This is a genomic window from Pseudomonas sp. MF6396, from assembly GCF_002018915.1.
GTDB lineage: Bacteria > Pseudomonadota > Gammaproteobacteria > Pseudomonadales > Pseudomonadaceae > Aquipseudomonas > Aquipseudomonas palmensis.
The window spans coordinates 1-20,078 of sequence record NZ_MVOK01000042.1 but is presented as its reverse complement, the minus strand read 5'-3'; the positions used below and the strand labels follow the sequence as shown (position 1 = coordinate 20,078).

The window sequence follows — 20,078 nt, the reverse complement described above, 5'->3', positions numbered from 1 at the left end:
CCTTCCTCAGTTCACAGGCGGTGGCGCCATCGGCGCAACGGGCGGTGGGGTACCGACAGGCGGCGCTGCGGCGGGCGTCGGGGCGAACAGGTGGGCCAGCTCGGCGATCTGCCCGGCGCCCAGCCAGGCGGCCATGCCTTCGCGCCACAACAGGCTGTCGCGGGTCACCTGGCCGGTCTGCACGTACTGCTGCAGTTGGCTGGTGGTGTACGGGCCATAGTTGGTGCCGGCCACGCTCAGGTGGTAGCTGTACTGCGGTGCGGCCACCGGCGGTGGCACCATGCCGGCTGCGCCTGGTGGCGGCGGTGGCGCCATGCCCGGCATGGGGGCGGCAACTGGCGCTGTGCTGGCGGCCGGCTGGAACAGGCTGTCGAGCCAGCCGCTGGTGAAGAAGTCCTTGAGCAGGGTGCGCTTCTCGCTGTGCTCGTCGTGCACTTCGTCGCGGTACACATCGGCGCGCGAGCCGCTGACCGGCTCGGTGAACTGCTGCAGCAACGCGCGCGCCTGCTCGACAAGGCGCTCGGCGTTGTCCGGGGCCTGGCGCTTGAGGCGGTTGTCGTACTCGTTTTTCAGCAGCTCGGCGATCTTGTACGGGAAGGTCTGGTACAGCGACGACACGCCGATTTCGTCCTGGCGCATCTGCGGCTTGTAGGCGCCGCGGCGCAGGTCTTCGAACAGCGCGACCATGGCTGCCAGTTGCTGCGGGCTGCGCAGTTGCTCGTAGCGTTGGCGCAGCTGGTCTTCGATGTCCTTGCGCTGCAGCTGGTTCAGGCCGTTCTGGCGGATCGCGAACTCGTCACCGACGCTGAAGTAGTCCTGGTCGATCATCAGTTCGTAGCGTTCCGACGGGTTGCGGCGCAGTACCCCCATCACGACCGCGTGCAGGTACAGCTTGAAGTCCTCGGCGAACTGGCGGTACTGCTCCTGGGTGAACTGGATCGGCTGCACGAACTGGCTGATGCGCTTGTGGCTGTGCAGCGGGATGGTGGTGCTTTCCTTGCGGTAGCTGGCCAGGTAGGTCGGCAGCGGGGTCAGCGCCGGCAGAGGGAAGCCGCTGAGCTCGGTAAAGCAGATCAGCTTGCCCGGGGTGCCCGACTCGACGAACTGGATCTGCCCGGCGGTCATGCCGGTGCCCTGTGGCAGGCACTGGCCGAGCATGGCGCCATAGGTGCGCTTGAACTCATTGGCGTCCTGCACGCCGACCAGGCAGGTGTAGCGGTCCTTGCCGATGCCGAAGCCGCCGGTGAGGTTGAGCGGGGTCCACGGCATGGCACGTTGCAGCAACTGGCGGAACTTCTCGCGCTGCTCGTCCGGGGTCAGCGCGGCCAGCGCACTGAGCAGCGGGTCGGTGCCCTGGGTCTGGCGCGGCAGTTGCTGTACGGCCTTGGCGCGCAGCTTGGACAGCAGCTCTTCCTGGCCCTCCTCGTCCTGCAGCTTGCCGAACAGGGTCTTGGAGCCGCCGAAGTCCTTGAATGCGTCCTTGGCCCATTCGCGCACCTGGGCGCCGTCCACCGGTTGTTCTTCGCTGTTCTGCACCAGCGCCAGGGGGATCAGCGTGGCGTGTTTTTCCTTGATGCTGGCGTCGATCTTGCTGATGTCGGTCTCGATCCGGCGCAGCAGCTGGTCGACTGCGTTGCGCCCGTCCTGCAGACGACCGACGAAGCCGTTCCACACCGCACGACCGCTCTGGTCCACCGACTCCTTGCGGCCCAGCCAGTCGGACAGCTCGCGCAGCAACTGGGCCGCCTCGCGCGCGGCCACATGGCGCACGTAGAACAACAAGCTGTCGCGCAGGGTGTCCTTGACCTGGGTGAGCACGGTCTCGGCCTGCTTGTCCTTGCCGCTGAGGCGGGCCATCAGGCCGCCGCCGGTGGTTTCCTTGAGGCGCTCGAATTCGCGGGCCAGCTCCGAGGACTCCAGCTTCTCGGCCAGTTCCTTGAAGCGTGCGGCGTTCTTTTCCAGCGCCGGGATGATGCCGCTGCCTTCGTTTTCCAGGCGGTCCTTGAGCATCTCGACCAGGGCCAGGGTGTAGTCCAGGCCACCGCGCTCATCGTCGTCCAGGCGACGGAAGAGTTTTTCCGGCAGGGCGTCTTCGCGCACCAGCTCGGCCAGGCGGCGCTGGCGGTTTTCCTTGATGCGCACCTCGTGGTTGCGCTCGGCACTGTCGATGTTGCTGCCCTTGGTGTCGCGTTCCAGCTGCTGCTGGATCTCGCGCACATGGGTCAGCCATTGGTCCTTGTCGGCGCCGCCGCTGTGCAGGCGTTCGAACAACGCTTCGACCTTCTGCTCGATCTGGGCGGTGATGCTGTTGTCGCCTTCCACCAGCAGCAGGTCGTCGGCGATCTGGTAGTGGGTGAACTCGCCGGTGGCCAGGGTCAGCTCGACCTTGGACAGGAAGTCCGGCAGTTCGGTGAAGGTACGCGGGGTGACGTTCAGCTGCTCGCGCAGGAAGTCGTCACGCTCGCGGTCGGTAGGACGGTTGTCGTTGGCCGAGGCGTTGGCGATGCCGAAGAACGCCTTGAGCATCTGCTGTACCTGACGGCTCAGGCGCACGTTCTGACGCGCGTCGATCTGGGTGTCGAGCACGGCCTGGCCGAGCGATGAGTACGAGCACGGGAAGCGCAGCTCGGTGTCGTCGCCGTAGTCCTGGGGCAGGCGCACAGTGTAGGAGCGGATCTTGTGCTGGTTCTGGTTGACCGCGATCGAGCGCTTCTTGTTGGCGAAGTCCTGCGAGGTGAAGTCGGTGAACAGCACGTCCGAGAGCATCTCGTAGACGTCTTCCTGGTCGCTGGTCTTGGCCTGGGCGACGTTGCTGTTGTCGATGATGTAGACGTCATCGTACGGGCGGTTGTCGATGAACAGGTTGTCGGTGGCGTCCCAGTGCTTGACCAGGCGGTTGCCGCGCATGCTGGTTTCCAGCTCCATCAGCGCCGCGTAGCCGTTGGCCTGCACGCGCTCGGTGTTGTAGGCATGGAAGCCGCCGGGCAACACGAAGAACAGGTCGACCTTGCCGGCGATGTTGTGTTCCTTGAGGATCGCCTTGGCCAGGTAGCCCATGTCCAGGAACGAACCGGACCCGGTGCCGCCGGCCGCCGAGCCGCTGATGACGATGCGGATCTTGCCGGGGTCGATTTCCAGGCCGAGCTTCTTGAGCTTGTCGGCGTTGCCGCCGATGTTGGCCAGCAGGCGTCCGACCTTGTCGCGCAGCTTGTCGCGGATCACCGGGTACTTGTCGTAGAAGTACAGGCGCGACAGCGCACGGATCTGCCCGGCGCCCTTGGAGGGGTCGATGCCCAGGGCGCGGATCTTGTCCGGGGTCAGCGGGAACCATTCGGCCACTTCACGGTGGCGGTTGAGCTCGTCCATCGAGTGGGTGTACTTGCTCAGGTTGAGCGGCTCGATGATCTTCTCTTCGGAGGTGAAGGCCACTTGCTCGGCCAGCACGTCGGTCTTGATCGACTTGCCATCCTGGGTGACTTCGCCAGCATCCAGGTCGAAGTTGATGAACTGCACCAGGGGGAAGTCGGCAATCTGCTGCACCTGGTTGTTGCCGCCCCAGATGGCATTGAGAATGCGCCGGCGCAGGCGAATGTTGACCTTCATGCCGGTACCGCCCAGGGCGATGAACAGCGTCGGGTGGATCTTCTCGCTGACCATGTTCAGCGCTGCCGGGCCGGAAGGTTGTGCATTCTCGTTCATCTGAAACTCCATGAGCCCTGGCTGGGCTGGCCGAATCGGGTCGGCGGGCTAAATCCGTGGATCAAATTGAAGCGTCAGGCCAGGCCTGACGCGGGCAGTGCAGGCCGGGCTCAGCGCTTGGCCGAGAAGGTCATCAGCCAGGCCACCAGCGAAATGCCGGCCACGCCAGCCAGTGGTGCAAGGTACAGCGGGGTGAGGAACTGACCGGAGTTGATCACCGCCAGCACGGCCATGGCCGAGACCAGCAGCAGGCCCAGGAACAGGAACCAGCCCGAGGCGTTGGCGCGGCTGGGGGCCACGCGCTCGCGCACGCGCCAGTTGGCGTAGGCGTTCTTGATCACGAAGAAGATCAGCGCCAGTACCACCAGCACGGCCACGCCTATCAGGGCGTCACGGCTGTCGACCTTTTTCGGGCCCAGGTCCATCAGCGGCGCCGGAACGCTCAGGGTGGAGGTGGTGGTGGCCGGTGCGGCGTCGTTTTCTACGGGGGCTGGCAGGGAGCTGGTCTGGGTCATGATCGGGGTCCTGGGTTATTTGAGGCGCACGGCGACGTCGGCGGCGAGTTTTTCGAGGGTGGAGCCGAACAGGCCGCGCTTTACGGTCGCGACCTTGTTCTGCCGGGCGTCATAGACGCTCGCGCTGCTGAACGGCTTGAGCGGGTATTGCTGGGCGATGCCTTCGACCATCACCGTGACCGGCTTCTTGCCGCCGATCAGGGCCTTGGCCAGCAACAGGCCGATCAACGCCAGCACCAGCAGGGCCAGCAGCAACAGCACCGGGCCCAGCGGGTAGCTGATCTGCAGCACGATCGGCAGGCGGGTGGCCGAAGCGCTGGCTTCGCTGGACGGCAGGAACACATCGGGCAGTGCATCGTTGGGGAACAGCTCGTTCATGCGCTCGATGAACTGCTGGGAAATCTGCAGTTGCTGCTCGCTCAGGCGCACTTCGATGGCCCCGGCACGCTGGTAGCCGCTGGACAGCAGCACTTCGCTGGACCACTGCGACGGCAGCGGCGGCAGTTGCAGGCTGATCGACAGCTCGTCGGAGCGGGCGCCGGGTTCGAGGTTCTCGATGCGGTCCATCGAGATCGCCGACTGCAGGGCTTCGCCGGGCATGTCCAGGCTCATCGCGACCTTGGCCGAGTGGATCTGGTAGGGGTTGAACTGGTTCTCGAAGCGGCCCAGCAACACCGCGGTCTTGGGCGAGCCGTCGACGTTGATGTTGAGCACCACGGTCTGCTGGTCGGGGGCCAGCTCTGCACTGACGTCGGGGGTGTCCTTGACGCCGGTCGGGATGAAGCGCACGGCGGCCTGGGTCAGCGGCTTGAGGCGTACACGCGCGTCGTTCAGCAGTTTGGCCAGGGCCGGCTGGGCCAGCACCTGTTCCAGCGCGGCACCGGCATTGGCGCCGTAGGCCAGGGCGTAGATCATCAGGCCGTTGGCTTCGAAGTTGCTGCTCTTGACCGGCATCTTCTGCGGGAAGGCGGCGATGCGGCTGATCACGTCTTCCTTGTGCAGCAGGTCGTAGAACTCGCGGTTCTTGAGCTGGGTCTCGCTGCTGTTGTTGGGGCTGTTCTTGTTGTTGGTGACGATCCAGATGATGCCTTCGCGCCCTTCCAGGCCGGTCTTGATCGCGGCCAGCAGGGCTTCCTTGAAGTCGGTGTCGGCATAGGCGCCACTGGCCTTGCGTGCCAGGGCCAGGGCATTGACGCTGTCGCCGAGCTTGGCGTGGGTGCCGGGGCCGCGGTAGGTCCATTGCGGCGAGGGGTGGCTGCTGTCGGCCTGGTTGAAGGCGCCGATCACCACTTCGCCGTTGCCGGCGGCGGTGGCGGCCAGTTGCGTGATCAGCGGTTTGAAGCCCGAAGCCGGGTCGAGGTAGAACGGCTCCATCCAGCCGGAGTTCTGTACCAGAAACACCTGGCGCAGCGGTTGCGCCTGGGCGCTCAGGCACACCAGGCTCAGGGCCAGCAGCAGGCCACGGCGCAGCAGGCGGTTCATGCGTTCCATCGGTAGAGCGCTCCAGTCGAATCGATGTACAGCCACAGGGCGTTGTCGTGGAAGAACCACTGGGCGTTCCAGGGTTGGGCCACTTTGAGGGTGATGCTCAAGGGCGGCTGGCCCACGCGTTCCAGGCAGAACTGGCTGTCGATGGCCTGGTCGTTGCCGAAGAACTGTTGCAGGCTCGACGGCCACTCGACGCGCACCGACAGCAGGTACTGGCTGTCGATGAACTCGATGAAGGGGTAGACCACTTCGCGCCGGGTGGGGGTGTTGTCGACGTCGTGCTCGCCCCAGGGCGCATCCAGGCGCACGTTGAACATGTAGTTCAGGTGCCCGGTGCTCAGGCGCGAGCCTTTGACTTCCTTGCGTTCGTCCGAGTCCAGGCGCAGGCAGTACTGCTCGCTGCCCTCGAACAGTTGCTGCCAGATGCCGTAGCCGTTGACGAACGGCGGGCCGTATTCGGGGCGGGCCTGGGCACCGGCGGGCCAGCTCAGCCACTGGGCGTCCAGCTGGGCGCCGAGCTTGACGCTGAGGTAGCCGTGGGCGCCGATCCACAGCAGGCGCCGCGAGGCCGGGTCGCGCAGTGGCGCGGACAGGCCCTGCAGGTGCGCCGGGTTGGCGTGGGCGATGGGGTGCAGGGTCCACTGTTCATTGTGGCGTGCCACCAGGCTGAAGCTGCCGTCGGGCATCTGCTGCGGGATCAGTACCTGGTCGTCGAGATCGCCGGGGGCGGCGATGGCACGGCCCGGGCAGCGGTCGACATGGTAGCGGCCATCGAGCGGGTCGACGCGCACCTCGGTGGCACCCTCGTCACAGGCCAGCAGCAGGCGTTGCTGTTCGCCCACCTCGCGCAGGCCCACGCCCCACGCCCAGCTGGGCAGGCTGCAACGGCCGATCGGGGTGCTGTGCGGCAACAGCGCCGCCCACTCCTGGGCCTGGCGCTGCCAGCGGAACAGGCTGCCGTCGCGGGCCAGCGCAAACAGCGCCTCGCGATGACCGCCCAGGTTGGCGACGAGAAAATTCAAGCCGTTCTTGCGTGGCAGCTGGTCGTACTTGTGCGCGGTGTTCAGGCTGCGCGGGGTGGCGCCGTCCAGCTTGCGGTACAACGCGGCGAGGGTGTGCTCGGCACCGTCGAGCCGGCAACTGCCCTCCACCACCCGGCGTCCGCTACCGTTGCCATAGGGCGGCAACCAGCGTTGCTGGCGGTCGAAGCGCACGGGCGTGAGGGCTGTACCGGTCTGCGGGCAATGGCGGAAGCTGGCCGGCAGCCAGCCCTGCGCACCGGGCGCCTGCTGCGCACCGACGAGAAAGTCCAGGTCGGGCTGCGCGTCTTCCAGCGCCTTGCCGGCGACGTGGGTCAGGGAGAACCTGCCATGGGCATCCTGCAACCAGCGTTGCCCATCCAGCGACCACTCGTACTCGCGGTCGTCTCCGACTACGTCCATATAATCCCACCATGCCAACGGTCGTCCGTGCGCGGCAGTGCCTGCTTGAGGTCAGGCCGTCACGTCGAAAGAAAGAGGTTCTGCGAAATGTCCCGGCGCCTTTCGGCGGGGCGCAATGGCAGCCAAATGCCATTTTTCAAGCGGCGAAATAGTGGCACAGGCAGTTACAAAGTCAACTACCGACTCAGGGCAATTGCAGCCCGCCAGCGGCCTTGTGCAATGCGCGCAGGTGTTCGCCGAGCTGCTTGAGGTTGGCTTCGACGGCGGCGATTTCGGCGGCGCGCTCGGGGCCGAGCAAGGCGCGTACTTCCTTGTCCAGGTCGCCGGTCAGGCGCTGCAGTTGCTGCTGGCGCTGGCTGCTGGCCTGCTCCAGCTGCTGGCGTTCGCTGGCCTGGGGCAGCCCGTAGCCGCTGCCGCTCAGCAGTTCGGCCGGTTTGCTGAGAAAGCCGCTGTTGGCGAGGATCTGCTGCAGGGTGCTGTTGGCCTGGGCCACGTTGGTGTCGTTGAGCTCGCGACCGCTGAGGTAGCGCTGCTTGACCTCGTCCTGGGCCAGCAGCAACTGGCGGCGCAGGCCGGCCTGTTCCAGCAGCAACAAGGCCGCGCTGGTGCGCAGGTCGGCCTGGGCGAACCATTGCTGGCGCTGGGCGGGTGGCTGTTCGAGCCAGGCCTCCACGCTGGCCTGCGGCACCGGCAGGTGCTGCTTGAGCACCTGGAACATGGCCTGATAGCGGTCGCGGTAGGAGTCGAAGCGGTAGCCCAGGCGCAAGGCTTCGCGCGGGTCGTCGAGCACGCTCATGTCGGCCAGGCCACGACCCTGCAGCACCTCGAGCAGGCCATTGGGCATGATGCTGTCGAGCCCGGCCAGGCGCGGGTTGCCGGTGCCGCTGCGCAGCAGCTTGAGGGTTTCGACCGCGCAGTTGTTGGACAGGAAGTAATAGTGGCCGTCGTAGTTCCAGTGCATCTCGGCAGCCTGGCGCACCAGGTCTTCGATTTCGTCCCGGTCGAGCTTGAGCGGGATCGAAGCCAGGCTGCGCAGTTCGGTCTTGGTGTACTCGTCGATCACCTGTGCCAGTGGCAGCACGAACAGGCGCGAGGGGTAGGCGCCGGTCAGGCCGTCCCAGCTCGATAGCTGCACGTCGTTGACGAAGGCACGGTACGAGAGCACCAGGTGCTGGTCCAGGTCCAGGCGGCAGTCCGGACCGCGTGGGCGCCCCGGCGCGCAGATCACCAGGCGCAGCATGCTGTGGCCCCAGCGGCTGACCCAGTTCTGGTTGGCTTCGGCCAGCAGGAAGTCCACGGCATACACGCGTTCGGGGTCGACCTGGCCCAGCGGCTGCTTGTCGAAGTCGTTGCCGGCGTTGAGGAACGGCAGCCCCGGCGCGCACTCGGCAGCGGCAGGCGCCCAGTCGAAATGCTCGCGCAGGTACTTGTAGAGGGCCGGGCGGCGACAGGCGTAGCTCGGGTCGAGGAGGAAGTACTCCATGTTGACCGCGATGAATTCCTTGGGGCTGCTCAGCTCGTAGCTGTCCGGGGTGCGTGCGATCTGGCGGTTGTGCTGTTCGCGCTCGCCACGCCGGCCCACGTATTGCGGCCAGCCGGCGAGGTCGAGCAGGCGCGGGTCGTCGCTGAGGGTGAAGCGGCGTTCGGTCTGGCCGCGGCATTCATCGGGCAGCCCCACCTTGCCCAGGCTGGTGTTCTGGCGCACGCAGCGGCTGATCAGCCGGCGCTCGGGCGCTGGCCACAGGCGGGCGCGGTCATACAGGTGGGTGAGCTCGTGGAGAACGGTGGCCAGCAGCTCCTGGCGCACCGTGCCATGCGGCCGGCCGGTCTGCGCGGTGGCAGCGCTGCCATCGGTGAGGCCCGGCAGCAGGCGCCGGTTGAGCTCCAGGCTCGATACCAGCGACGCCTGGCCATAGGCGTCTTCGGGCATGCGGGTGGTCCAGGAGACGTCGACGCGGCGGTCCAGCTCAGCCTTCAAGCGTGGCGGCAGGGCCTGCAGGGCTTCGTCGAGCAATGCCTGGCTGGCCCGCTGCTGTTGCGGGTCGAGGCCGTCTGCCTGCAGGTGCAGTTGCAGGTCGGCCAGCGCAGGGGCGCCGAGCAGCGTCAGTACGCTGCCCAACAGCCAGGCAAGGGGTTTCACAGCGACAGGATGGCTTCGGCCAGCACCTGGTCGCTGGCGTCGCGTGCTTCGGGAACGCGCTGGCGCAGGGTATCGAAGGCAGCTTCCAGTTGCGCGCCACGGATATCGCCACGGCTGGCGACGAAGCTGGCGGCATCGTCACGGGCCTCGCGCACGACCTTGGAGTCGCGGATCGAGGTGGTGGTGTCGGAGGTGAAGTCGATCGAGCGGCCAAAGGCACGCACGATGATATTGCTGGTGGCCACCAGGGTTTGTGCCTGGACCACGTCGGCCAGCAGCATCAGGCCGAGGGTGGCGGCAATCAGCGGTTTACGCATGGAGCATCTCCGGAAAATCGGTTGTGATCATTGGACGAGAATTGCCTGCGCCAGTTCAAGGTCGCTGGCATGAAGTTCGGGGGTGTGCTGGCGCAGTGCGATCAGGGCGGCTTCCAGCTGTGCGCCACGCAGGGCGCCGTCGCTGGCGACGAAGGCGGCGGCATCGTCGTGGGCGGCCAGGATCAGCTTGCGATCGAACGGGGCGGTGGTCACCTTGCTGGTGGCGTAGCCCGCAATCACAAGGCTTTGAGTGGTCAGGTCGAAGGCCTGGGCGGCAGTCGACGCGCAGAGTGCGAGCAGCAGCGGTAGCAAATAACGCATGAGGTCTGGTTGGCTGTGAAATCAGGCGGCAAGGCTATCCCAATGCGCGGGTGGGGACCAGCGCAGGGTACCCGGCTTTTACACGTTGTTACGTGTACCGGGCCCTTGCGCGGTTCAGATGGCCAGGATCGCCTGGGCCAGTTGGGCGTCGGAAGCCTGCAGGGTCGGGACCTGCTGGCGGATGTGGGCGAAGGCGCTTTCCAGTTTCACACCGCGGATGGCGCCCTGGCTGGCGACGAAGCTGGCGGCGTCGTCACGGGCGGCGCGCACGATCTTGTCATCGCGCAGCGATGAGGAGGCATCGGAGGTCGCGTTGGTGGAGGCGGCAACGCCACGCACCACGGTATCGGTGGTGACCACGAAGCTGGATGCGTGGGCAGTGGAGGCCAGGGCCAGCAGCATTGCGGCGCCAAGCAGGCGGGTACGGGACATGGTCGATCTCCTGAATATGGGCCTGGCTATTATGCAGCAGGTGGTGCAGCGGCGTCTGCTTCGCCGGCTCGTGCAGCGCAACTGTACGATTGTACTGGTGATATTTTGGTTTATAAAAAACTGTACTGGTATTGGGTTCGAATGCTCTGGCGCGGGCCTTTCAAACAAAAAAACCCGTCAGCAGTCACCTGCGACGGGTTTTTGAATTCGGGGTGCCGGCGTTGGCCGGCGGGCCCTGCATCAACGCCAGAAAGGCTTGCTCAGCTCTTCGTAACGTTGCGCTTCGCTGATACCGGCATCAGCCAGCAGACGCGAGTCCAGGCGAGCCAGTTGGTGGCGGCTGGCGATGCGGCGTTGCCACAGCATCAGGTTGGCCAGCAGGCGCAGTGGCAGCGAACCCTGGGATTGTTGAGCGTTGTTTTCAAAAGCCAGATCGGAACTGAGTGTACGTTCCATGGTGTCATCCTTCCGCTTGTGGCGGCATTAGGTAGTGATTTAACTGATGCCAATGATCCTCCTGTGTCGTCCATAACAGTAGATACAGTTCACCTGCATTGTGATGGGCCAGTTAACTGTTTATGCAGACTGTTGCACTCGGATTGGACGCAACTGTACCGGTCCGCACTGAAATGGTGCAATTTAGGGTCAATGAGGGGATTTTGCGTAGGAAGGTACCGTCAAAACACCGGTACAGTAGAACAGTTTGTGTAATGGTTGGGCGGGGCAACTGTACAGCCGGTGCGCATTGCGCGCCACCGGCTGTACAGGGACGGCTTCAGCTGGCCAGCATGCGCCCGGTTTCTTCCAGGTTTTCATGCCACTGCAGGGCTTCGCGCAGGATGTGCGGGGTGTGCCCACCCTTTTCGCAGGCGCGGGTAAAGTAGTCGTTCAGTGCGTCGCGGTAGTCCGGGTGCACACAGTTGTCGATGATCACCCGGGCGCGCTCGCGCGGCGCCAGGCCACGCAGGTCGGCCAGGCCCTGCTCGGTGACGAGGATGTCCACGTCGTGCTCGGTGTGGTCCACATGGCTGACCATCGGTACCACGCTGGAGATCGCGCCGCCCTTGGCGATGGACTTGGTGACGAAGATGGCCAGGTGCGCGTTGCGCGCGAAGTCGCCCGAGCCACCGATGCCGTTCATCATGCGCGTGCCGCACACGTGGGTGGAGTTGACGTTGCCGTACAGGTCGAACTCCAGTGCGGTGTTGATGCCGATGATGCCCAGGCGCCGTACCACTTCAGGGTGGTTGGAGATTTCCTGCGGACGCAGCACCAGCTTGTCCTTGTAGCGCTCCAGGTTGCCGAACACGTCGGCGTTGCGACGGGTCGACAGGGTGATGGAACTGCCCGAGGCAAAGCTCAGCTTGCCGGCGTCGATCAGATCGAAGGTCGAGTCCTGCAGCACTTCGGAGTACATGGTCAGGTCTTCGAACGGCGAGTCGATCAGACCGCACATCACCGCGTTGGCGATGCTGCCGATGCCGGCCTGCAGTGGGCCGAGCTTGTTGGTCATGCGCCCGGCGTCGACTTCCTGCTTGAGGAAGTTGATCAGGTGGTTGGCGATACCCTGGGTTTCGTCGTCCGGCGGCAATACGGTGGACGGCGAGTCCGCCTGCTCGGTGATGACGATGCCGACGATCTTGGCCGGGTCGATCGGGATCGCGGTGCTGCCGATGCGGTCATCGACTTTCACCAGCGGGATCGGCGTGCGGGTCGGCCGGTAGGTCGGGATATAGATGTCATGCAGGCCTTCGAGGTTGGCGTTGTGCGCCATGTTGATCTCGACGATGACCTGCTTGGCGAAAATGGCGAAGCTGGCCGAGTTGCCCACGGAGGTGGTCGGCACGATGTGGCCGTCTTCGGTGATCGCGACCGCTTCGATGACCGCGATGTCCGGCAGCTTGAGCTGCTGGTTGCGCAGTTGCTCGACGGTTTCCGACAGGTGTTGGTCGATGAACATCACCTTGCCGTCGTTGATGGCCTTGCGCAGGGTGCTGTCGACCTGGAACGGCATGCGACGGGCCAGCACACCGGCTTCGGTCAGCTGCTTGTCGAGGTCGTTGCCCAGGCTGGCGCCGGTCATCAGGCTGATTTTCAGCGGCGACAGCTTGGCTCGCTCGGCCAGTGCGTGGGGCACGGCCTTGGCTTCGCCGGCACGGGTGAAACCGCTCATGCCGACGGTCATGCCGTCCTCGATCAAACCTGCGGCATCGGCCGCACTCATTACCTTGCTGTGCAAAGAGGACAAGCGAATACGATCACGGTACATGGATTATTATCTCGGGCTACTAAAGCTAGATGCGCAGTCTATTGATTTCGCCTGTCGGCGTCCCGCGACCAAGGTCGAATGCGAAGGCCTGAAGTAGAGCCTTCTGTCGGCTGGGCGGGCACGAAAAAGCCCCAGCCGGTACCGCGCTGGGGCTATTTGTCACAGCCTTTTCAAGGGCTTATTCCACGGCTTTGACCATGTCTTCGATGACCTTCTTGGCATCGCCGAACACCATCATGGTCTTGTCCAGGTAGAACAGCTCGTTGTCCAGGCCGGCATAGCCGCTGGCCATGGAGCGCTTGTTGACGATGATGGTCTTGGCCTTGAAGGCTTCGAGGATCGGCATGCCGGCAATCGGCGACTTGGGATCGTTCTTGGCCGCCGGGTTGACCACGTCGTTGGCACCGAGCACCAGTACCACGTCGGCCTGGCCGAACTCGGAGTTGATGTCGTCCATCTCGAACACCTGGTCGTAGGGCACTTCGGCCTCGGCCAGCAGCACGTTCATGTGCCCGGGCATGCGCCCCGCCACCGGGTGGATCGCGTACTTCACGGTCACGCCGTTGTGGGTGAGCTTTTCGGTCAGTTCCTTGAGCGCATGCTGAGCACGGGCCACCGCCAGGCCGTAGCCGGGCACGATGATCACGGTGTCGGCGTTGCTCAGCAGGAAGGTGGCGTCGTCGGCCGAACCGGATTTCACCGGGCGCGCCTCCTTGGCACCGGCCGGGCCGGCCGCTTCTGCAGCGCCGCCGAAGCCGCCGAGGATCACGTTGAAGAACGAACGGTTCATCGCCTTGCACATGATGTACGAGAGGATCGCGCCGCTCGAACCCACCAGCGAACCGGCAATGATCAGCATCGAGTTGTTCAGCGAGAAGCCGATGCCCGCCGCTGCCCAGCCCGAATAACTGTTGAGCATCGAGACCACCACCGGCATGTCGGCGCCGCCGATCGGGATGATGATCAGCACACCCATCACGAAGGCCAGGGCCAGCATCAGGGCGAAGGCGGTCAGGTTGCCGGTGAAGGTGAAGATCAGACCCAGGGCGATGGTGGCCAGGCCCAGCACCAGGTTGAGCTTGTGCTGGCCGCTGAACTGTACCGGCGCGCCCTGGAACAGGCGGAACTTGTACTTGCCCGACAGCTTGCCGAAGGCGATGACCGAACCCGAAAAGGTGATCGCACCAATGGCGGCGCCAAGGAACAGCTCCAGGCGGTTGCCGACCGGAATCGGGTCGCTGATGCTGGCCACGATGCCCAGCGACTGTGGTTCGACCACGGCAGCGATGGCGATGAACACGGCCGCCAGGCCGATCATGCTGTGCATGAAGGCGACCAGTTCCGGCATCTTGGTCATTTCGACGCGTTTGGCCATGATCGAGCCGGCAGTGCCGCCCACCAGCAGGCCGACGATCACGTAGCCGATGCCGTCGGTGGCCAGCTGCGCGCCCAGTTTGTAGATCAGGCCGACGGTGGTGATCACCGCCAGGGCCATGCCGAGCATGCCGAACAGGTTGCCGCGCCGCGAGGTGGTCGGGTGCGACAGGCCCTTGAGCGCCTGGATGAAGCACACCGAGGCGACAAGGTAGAGCAGGGTTACCAGGTTCATGCTCATGTTTACTTCTTCCCCTCAGCCTTCGCGGCCTTTTTCTTGAACATCTCCAGCATGCGCCGGGTGACGAGGAAACCGCCGAACACGTTGACCGCTGCCAGGGCCACCGCGAGGGTGCCCATGGTCTTGCCGAGCGGGGTCACGGTCAGCGCGGCGGCCAGCATGGCGCCGACGATGACGATGGCGGAGATGGCGTTGGTGACCGCCATCAGCGGGGTGTGCAGCGCCGGGGTCACGTTCCATACCACGTGGTAGCCCACATAGATGGCCAGCACGAAGATGATCAGGTTGTAGACGCCGTGAGAGATCAGCATGTCTTCCATTGTCTGGCTCCTTATCCGTTCTTGCGGATGACCTGGCCGTCGCGGCACATCAGGCACGCGGCGACGATGTCGTCTTCGAGGTTGATCGTGAGGGCGCCGTCCTTGTCGAACAGCAGTTTCATGAAGTCGAGCAGGTTGCGTGCATACAGGGCCGAGGCGTCCGCACCGACCTGGGCTGGCAGGTTGGTGGGGCCGACGATGGTCACGCCGTTCTCGATCACCACCTGGTCGGCCACGGTCAGCGGGCAGTTGCCGCCCTGTGCGGCGGCGAGGTCGATGACCACCGAGCCCGGCTTCATCTGCGCGACGGTTTCGGCGCTGAGCAGGGTCGGTGCCTTGCGCCCGGGGATCAGCGCGGTGGTGATGACGATGTCGGCCTGTCTGGCGCGTTCGTGCACGGCCTGGGCCTGACGCTGCATCCAGCTGGCGGGCATGGGCCGCGCGTAGCCGCCGACGCCTTCGGCGCACTCGCGTTCCTCATCGGTTTCATACGGCACGTCGATGAACTTGGCGCCGAGCGATTCGATCTGCTCCTTTACCGCCGGGCGCACGTCCGAGGCCTCGATCACCGCACCCAGGCGCTTGGCCGTGGCGATGGCCTGCAGGCCGGCCACACCGGCGCCCAGGATGAGCACGCGGGCAGCCTTAACGGTGCCTGCGGCAGTCATCAGCATCGGCATGAAGCGTGGGTAGTGATGCGCGGCCAGCAGCACGGCCTTGTAGCCGGCGATGTTGGCCTGCGATGACAGCACGTCGAGGCTCTGCGCGCGGGAGGTGCGCGGCGCGGCTTCGAGAGCGAAGGCGGTGATCCCGCGTTCGGCCATCCTGGCAATCACGTCATTGTTGAACGGGTTGAGCATGCCCACCAGAACGGTGCCGCTGTTGATCTGGCCCAGTTCGCTTTCGTTGGGCGCCACAACCTTGAGTACAAGCTGTGCGCCAAACGCATCGGCAGCGCTGCCGATGGTCGCGCCTGCTGCTTCATAGGCACTGTCGGGCACGCTGGCATTGACGCCCGCGCCACGTTGCACAGTGACCTGATGACCCTGGCCGATCAGTTTCTTGATGGTTTCGGGGGTGGCAGCGACACGTGTCTCGCCCGTCTGCGTTTCGAGAGGAACACCAATGTGCACGTCAATTTCTCCTGCGTGATCTTTTGTTGGTAAACCAGCGCACTGCGGATGGTGCGTCTGGGGCGGCCGATCAGCACGATCCCGCCCTGAATCCGGGCGGGGCGCGGCATTTTGCAGGCGATCCTGAATCGCTTCAACCGGTTCTGAAGGGTGACGAACGATAAACTACAAGTCACCCTGTGACCGAATGTCGCAATAAACGGCCTGAAGCCCGCGAACCGTGGGCTTCAGGGACATTACGCAAAATTTGAAATTTTTTCAGACAAATTTCGCGAAAGCGCATTTGTGCACAGGCTTTATGTCGCGAAGGCCCCGTAAACAGCAGGGTTAAGGGGTGTTTTGGCGTGCACCGGAACAGTCTGCTAATTTGCGACATTTTCGTATATCTGTAGGGCTCGATATTTGCTGACTACGGGGTCAACAAACCGCTCTGATCCTTGTGCTGCGCGGCATAGCGCTGGGCCTCGGCTACCAGCCAGTCGCGAAAAGCACGAAGCGAGGCGGATTCCACCTTGCGCTCCGGGATCATCAGGTAATACGCCTTGATGCTCGACAGCGCATGCGGGTTGGCAATCACCAGCCTGCCCTCCCCCAGTTCATGCTGGATGAGAAAGGGCGGGATCAACGCCACGCCCATCTCGTGCATGGCGGCCTGGGCCAACATCGAGAATAGCTCATAGCGCGGGCCGGTCATGTCGCGGGCCACGTTCATTTCCAGGCTGTTGAACCACTGGCGCCAGGCATAGGGTCGGGTGGTCTGCTGCAGCAGCGGCAGTTGCGCGAGGTCCTCGGCGCTAAGGCTAGCCTGCCCTGCCAGCAAGGCCGGGCTGCACACCGGCACGGGGTTCTCGCCCATCAGGCGGTGGGACTGGGTACCCGACCAGTCGGCGTCGCCAAAATAGATGGCGGCGTCGAAGTGGGTGTCGGCGAAAAGGAACGGACGGGTGCGGTTGGTCAGGTTGACGGTGACTTCGGGGTGCAGGCGCTGAAAGTCCTTCAGTCGCGGCAGCAGCCATTGCGTGCCGAAGGTCGGTACCAGGGCCAGTTCGATCACGTTGGCGCCCTGCTGGCCCATCACCGACAGGGTATCGCGCTCCACCGCGTCCAGCTGGGTGGCGACGCGGCGGCTATAGGACAGGCCGGCTTCGGTGAGCTTCACGCCACGGCGCGAGCGTCGAAACAGCTCCACATTCAGAAACTCCTCCAGCCCGCCCACCTGTCGGCACACCGCGCCCTGGGTCAGGGAGAGCTCCTGGGCCGCCTTGGTAAAGCTTTCGTGGCGGGCTGCAGCCTCGAAGCACACCAGGGCCGTGGTGCTGGGGATCTTGCGCCGCATATACGTCAACCTCACTAATCAGTCGTAAAAATGGCCGTTGGTGCCGTTACGAAGTGAGAAATTATCACAAGACTATGCGCAATCCTCGTTTGTCGCCACGCCCGTTACGGCCTAGGATCAACCCACGACAAAACGTTTCCGAGGATTCGCACATGGCTGGCAAGGCAAGCTTCAACTGGATCGACCCGCTGCTGCTCGATCAGCAGCTCACCGAAGAAGAGCGCATGGTGCGTGACAGCGCGTTCCACTTCGCCCAGGACAAGCTCGCCCCGCGTGTGCTCGAAGCCTTCCGCCATGAGCAGACCGACCCGGCGATCTTCCGTGAAATGGGCGAGGTTGGCCTGCTGGGTGCGACCATCCCCGAGCAGTACGGTGGCAGCGGCCTCAACTATGTGTGCTACGGCCTGATTGCCCGTGAAGTGGAGCGTATCGACTCCGGCTATCGCTCGATGATGAGCGTGCAGTCTTCGCTGGTGATGGTGCCGATCAACGAATTCGGTACCGAGGCGCAGAAGCAGAAGTACCTGCCCAAGCTGGCCAGCGGCGAGTGGATCGGCTGCTTCGGCCTCACCGAGCCCAACCATGGCTCCGACCCGGGCTCGATGATCACCCGCGCCAGGAGCGTCGACGGTGGCTATCGCCTGAGCGGCAGCAAGATGTGGATCACCAACAGCCCGATCGCTGACGTGTTCGTGGTGTGGGCCAAGGACGATGCGGGCGACATTCGTGGCTTCGTGCTGGAGAAAGGCTGGGAAGGCCTGAGTGCCCCGGCGATTCACGGCAAGGTCGGCCTGCGTGCCTCGATCACCGGCGAGATCGTGATGGACAACGTGTTCGTGCCTGAAGAAAACATCTTCCCGGATGTACGTGGCCTGAAGGGCCCGTTCACCTGCCTCAACTCGGCGCGCTATGGCATCTCCTGGGGCGCCCTGGGTGCAGCGGAAGCCTGCTGGCACACCGCGCGCCAATACACCCTGGACCGTCAGCAGTTCGGCCGCCCGTTGGCCGCCAACCAGCTGATCCAGAAGAAGCTGGCCGACATGCAGACCGAGATCACCCTGGCCCTGCAAGGTTGCCTGCGCCTGGGCCGCATGAAGGATGAAGGCACTGCTGCGGTCGAGATCACCTCGATCATGAAGCGCAACTCCTGCGGCAAGGCGCTGGACATCGCCCGCCTGGCCCGCGACATGCTGGGCGGCAATGGTATCTCCGACGAGTTCGGCGTGGCCCGCCACCTGGTCAACCTCGAGGTGGTCAACACCTATGAAGGTACCCATGACGTGCACGCGCTGATTCTGGGGCGTGCGCAAACCGGTCTGCAGGCTTTCTATTAATAAGGAGCCAGCCCATGGGCGCGCTATCTCATCTGCGGGTGCTGGATCTGTCGCGAGTGCTGGCCGGACCGTGGTCCGGACAGATCCTCGCGGACCTGGGGGCCGAGGTGATCAAGGTCGAGCGTCCCGGGGCGGGCGACGACACGCGCGCCTGGGGCCCGCCGTTTCTCAAGGACGCCTATGGCGAGAACACCAGTGAGGCGGCCTACTACCTTTCGGCCAACCGCAACAAGCAGTCGGTCACCATCGACTTCACCCAGTCCGAAGGCCAGCAACTGGTACGCGAGCTGGCGGCCAAGTCCGACATCCTGATCGAGAACTTCAAGGTTGGCGGGCTGGCGGCCTACGGGCTGGACTACGAAAGCCTGCGGGCGATCAACCCGCGGCTTATCTATTGCTCGATCACCGGCTTCGGCCAGACCGGACCCTACGCCAAGCGTGCCGGTTATGACTTCATGATCCAGGGCCTGGGTGGCCTGATGAGCCTTACCGGCCGCCCGGAGGGTGAGGACGGTGCGGGGCCGGTGAAGGTCGGGGTGGCGTTGACCGATATTCTCACCGGGCTGTATTCGACGGTGGCGATATTGGCCGCCCTCGCCCACCGGGATCACGATGGCGGCGGGCAACACATCGACATGGCGTTGCTGGATGTGCAGGTGGCTTGCCTGGCCAACCAGGCGATGAACTACCTGACCACGGGTGTTGCGCCGCGTCGCCTGGGTAATGCGCACCCGAACATCGTGCCTTACCAGGATTTTCCTACCGCCGATGGCGACTTCATCCTGACCGTGGGTAACGACGGGCAGTTTCGCAAGTTCGCCGAGGTGGCCGGCCAGCCGCAGTGGGCGGATGACCCGCGGTTTGCCACTAATAAACTGCGTGTGGCCAACCGCGCCGAGCTGATCCCGCTGATTCGCCAGGCCACGGTGTTCAAGACTACCGCCGAGTGGGTCAGCCAGCTGGAGCAGGCGGGTGTACCGTGCGGGCCGATCAACGACCTGGCGCAGATGTTCCAGGACCCTCAGGTGCAGGCGCGTGGCCTGGCCATAGAGATTCCTCACCCGTTGGCCGGCAGCGTGCCGCAGGTGGCCAGCCCTATTCGTTTGTCCGAGACGCCGGTGGAGTACCGCAATGCGCCGCCGCTGCTGGGGGAGCATACCGAACAGGTGCTGATGCAGGTGCTGGGGCTGAAGGGTGACGAGGTGCAGCGCCTGCGTGGCGCGGGTGTGCTGTAGGCGCCCTCTCCTATCTATATAGAGGGTGGCGAGGGCTGATTTGATAAAGTTTCAAATTAGCCCTTGACGCACGATTTAATCTCTCTATAATTCGCCCCACTTCCGGCGCAGTCGGAACGAAAAACTCCTTTAATATCAATGAGTTGGACGTTTCAGGTCAGGCTGGAGGTGCTTCGATCGAAAGATCGGCAGCGGTGAAAAAAAGGTGGTTGACAGCAGGTTGTAACGCTGTAGAATTCGCCTCCCGCTACGAGAGATCGAAGCGAGTCAAGTGTTTGAAGTGAAACGAAAAACTTCAAAGTAAACGCTTGACAGACTCTGAGGAAAGCGTAGAATGCGCGCCTCGGTTGAGACAAAAAGTTCTTGACCAACCGCTCTTTAACAACTGAATCAAGCAATTCGTGTGGGTGCTTGTGAGCTCAGACTGATAGTCAGAAAGATTATCAGCATCACAAGTGACTGCACGAAAATCGAAAGATTTG

17 protein-coding genes are annotated in these 20,078 nt (G+C 64.1%); 3 read left to right on the top strand and 14 right to left on the bottom strand.

From position 1 onward, the window contains the following. Positions 1-6 precede the first annotated feature (6 nt). The 8 genes from MF6396_RS26580 to MF6396_RS26545 form a co-directional block, all read right to left on the bottom strand. Entirely contained in the window at positions 7-3,699 is a 3,693-nt protein-coding gene (locus MF6396_RS26580; protein WP_054916014.1) for a tubulin-like doman-containing protein, read from the bottom strand. 110 nt (positions 3,700-3,809) lie between these two features. Then, a complete protein-coding gene (locus MF6396_RS26575) occupies positions 3,810-4,214 on the bottom strand; it encodes a hypothetical protein (protein WP_054916013.1) in 405 nt (134 codons plus the stop codon). Between the two features lie 15 nt (positions 4,215-4,229). Beyond that, the gene (locus MF6396_RS26570) at positions 4,230-5,705 is read right to left on the bottom strand and encodes a hypothetical protein (protein ID WP_078481907.1); all 1,476 of its coding nucleotides are present in this window, start codon (positions 5,703-5,705) and stop codon (positions 4,230-4,232) included. After that, the gene (locus MF6396_RS26565) at positions 5,693-7,144 is read right to left on the bottom strand and encodes a hypothetical protein (protein WP_078481906.1); all 1,452 of its coding nucleotides are present in this window, start codon (positions 7,142-7,144) and stop codon (positions 5,693-5,695) included. Before MF6396_RS26565 ends, MF6396_RS26570 begins: the two co-directional genes overlap by 13 nt. A gap of 184 nt (positions 7,145-7,328) precedes the next feature. After that, positions 7,329-9,284 (bottom strand): DUF7844 domain-containing protein, encoded by a 1,956-nt coding sequence (locus MF6396_RS26560; RefSeq protein ID WP_078481905.1) that lies wholly within the window; start codon positions 9,282-9,284, stop codon positions 7,329-7,331. Next, a complete protein-coding gene (locus MF6396_RS26555) occupies positions 9,281-9,601 on the bottom strand; it encodes a DUF2388 domain-containing protein (protein WP_043862327.1) in 321 nt (106 codons plus the stop codon). Before MF6396_RS26555 ends, MF6396_RS26560 begins: the two co-directional genes overlap by 4 nt. A 27-nt stretch (positions 9,602-9,628) precedes the next feature. Beyond that, complete coding sequence (locus tag MF6396_RS26550) at positions 9,629-9,922, bottom strand: DUF2388 domain-containing protein (protein WP_058542008.1); 294 nt, start codon at positions 9,920-9,922, stop codon at positions 9,629-9,631. Positions 9,923-10,036: 114 nt separating this feature from the next. Beyond that, positions 10,037-10,354 (bottom strand): DUF2388 domain-containing protein, encoded by a 318-nt coding sequence (locus tag MF6396_RS26545; RefSeq protein WP_078481904.1) that lies wholly within the window; start codon positions 10,352-10,354, stop codon positions 10,037-10,039. Between MF6396_RS26545 and MF6396_RS28585 the strand changes: the two genes are divergently transcribed. Beyond that, positions 10,353-10,559 carry a hypothetical protein gene (locus tag MF6396_RS28585; protein ID WP_153046130.1) on the top strand — a complete coding sequence of 69 codons (207 nt, stop codon included), beginning with the start codon at positions 10,353-10,355 and terminating at the stop codon, positions 10,557-10,559. The genes MF6396_RS26545 and MF6396_RS28585 overlap by 2 nt on opposite strands. Positions 10,560-10,594: 35 nt before the next feature. On the opposite strand, the gene MF6396_RS26540 is transcribed toward MF6396_RS28585, so the two are convergent. From MF6396_RS26540 to MF6396_RS26515, 6 genes are all read right to left on the bottom strand, one after another. Beyond that, positions 10,595-10,810 (bottom strand): DUF1127 domain-containing protein, encoded by a 216-nt coding sequence (locus MF6396_RS26540; RefSeq protein WP_043862330.1) that lies wholly within the window; start codon positions 10,808-10,810, stop codon positions 10,595-10,597. A 319-nt stretch (positions 10,811-11,129) separates the two neighbouring features. Then, on the bottom strand, positions 11,130-12,623 hold the full coding sequence (locus MF6396_RS26535; protein ID WP_043862331.1) for an acetyl-CoA hydrolase/transferase family protein: 1,494 nt from the start codon (positions 12,621-12,623) through the stop codon (positions 11,130-11,132). A 178-nt stretch (positions 12,624-12,801) separates the two neighbouring features. After that, a complete protein-coding gene (locus MF6396_RS26530; protein ID WP_043862332.1) occupies positions 12,802-14,238 on the bottom strand; it encodes an NAD(P)(+) transhydrogenase (Re/Si-specific) subunit beta in 1,437 nt (478 codons plus the stop codon). Positions 14,239-14,240: 2 nt separating this feature from the next. After that, a complete protein-coding gene (locus tag MF6396_RS26525; RefSeq protein ID WP_043862333.1) occupies positions 14,241-14,558 on the bottom strand; it encodes an NAD(P) transhydrogenase subunit alpha in 318 nt (105 codons plus the stop codon). 11 nt (positions 14,559-14,569) lie between these two features. Beyond that, entirely contained in the window at positions 14,570-15,691 is a 1,122-nt protein-coding gene (locus MF6396_RS26520) for a Re/Si-specific NAD(P)(+) transhydrogenase subunit alpha (protein WP_043862334.1), read from the bottom strand. A 409-nt stretch (positions 15,692-16,100) separates the two neighbouring features. Beyond that, positions 16,101-17,027 (bottom strand): LysR family transcriptional regulator, encoded by a 927-nt coding sequence (locus MF6396_RS26515; RefSeq protein WP_054916008.1) that lies wholly within the window; start codon positions 17,025-17,027, stop codon positions 16,101-16,103. A gap of 152 nt (positions 17,028-17,179) precedes the next feature. On the opposite strand from MF6396_RS26515, the gene MF6396_RS26510 reads away from it, so the two are divergent. Both MF6396_RS26510 and MF6396_RS26505 read left to right on the top strand, forming a co-directional pair. After that, positions 17,180-18,361 (top strand): acyl-CoA dehydrogenase, encoded by a 1,182-nt coding sequence (locus tag MF6396_RS26510; protein ID WP_054916007.1) that lies wholly within the window; start codon positions 17,180-17,182, stop codon positions 18,359-18,361. Positions 18,362-18,375: 14 nt separating this feature from the next. Then, positions 18,376-19,596, top strand: coding sequence for a CaiB/BaiF CoA transferase family protein (locus MF6396_RS26505; protein ID WP_078481903.1), 1,221 nt, complete (start codon positions 18,376-18,378; stop codon positions 19,594-19,596). The last annotated feature ends 482 nt before the right edge of the window (positions 19,597-20,078 follow it).